Raw genomic sequence first — 919 nt, 5'->3', positions numbered from 1 at the left:
CTGCTGGCGCCCTTGTTCGCTCTCCGAGTGTTGATCGTCAGAGCCTCAGCGCTTCAGCACATCGACGCCTGGCAGCGGCTTGCCCTCCATCCATTCCAGGAAAGCGCCGCCTGCGGTCGAGACATAGGTGAAGTCGTCGGCGACGCCGGCATGGTTGAGCGCCGCCACCGTATCGCCGCCGCCGGCGACCGAGATCAGCTTGCCGGCCTTGGTGCGCGCCGCCGCGTGCTTGGCCGCCGCCACCGTCGCATGGTCGAAGGGCGCGATCTCGAAGGCGCCGAGCGGACCGTTCCAGACCAGTGTCGCGGCGCGGTCGATCCATTCGCCGATGGTCGTCACGGTTTTGGCGCCGACGTCGAGGATCATGCCGTCTGCCGGCACGTCGGAGATGGCGACGGTCTCGCAGGCCGCGCCCGCCTTGAACTCCCTGGCGACGACGCCGTCGACCGGCAGGATGATGGCGCAGCCGGCCTCTGCCGCCTCGATCATGATCTGCTTGGCGGTCGAGGCGAGATCATGCTCGCACAGCGATTTGCCGACATCGGTGCCGCGCGCGGCGAGGAAGGTGTTGGCCATGCCGCCGCCGATGACGAGTGCGTCGACCTTCTTTACCAGGTTCATCAGCAGGTCGATCTTGGTCGAGACCTTGGCGCCGCCGACAATGGCGACGACCGGACGGACCGGTTTTCCCAGACCTTTCTCCAGCGCTTCGAGTTCGGCCTGCATGGTGCGGCCGGCAAAGGCCGGCAACAGATGCGCCAGCCCCTCGGTCGAGGAATGGGCGCGGTGCGCCGCCGAGAAGGCGTCGTTGACGAAGATATCGCCATTGGCGGCGAGCCTTTCGGTGAAGGCCGGATCGTTCTTCTCCTCGGCCTTGTAGAAGCGGGTGTTTTCGAGCAGCAGCACGTCGCCTTTGTTC

The 919-nt window shown here is 66.4% G+C and carries 1 protein-coding gene; it reads right to left on the bottom strand.

Annotated features, from left to right (window positions below):
• Window positions 1-45: 45 nt before the first annotated feature.
• On the bottom strand, window positions 46-919 hold an 874-nt coding region (locus EN935_RS38000; protein WP_164771817.1), incomplete at its 5' end, for a phosphoglycerate kinase.

Source organism: Mesorhizobium sp. M7D.F.Ca.US.004.03.1.1 (assembly GCF_003998635.1).
GTDB lineage: Bacteria > Pseudomonadota > Alphaproteobacteria > Rhizobiales > Rhizobiaceae > Mesorhizobium > Mesorhizobium loti.
Note: the sequence above shows the minus strand (reverse complement) of the source record. Positions and strands in the feature narration are given on the sequence as shown.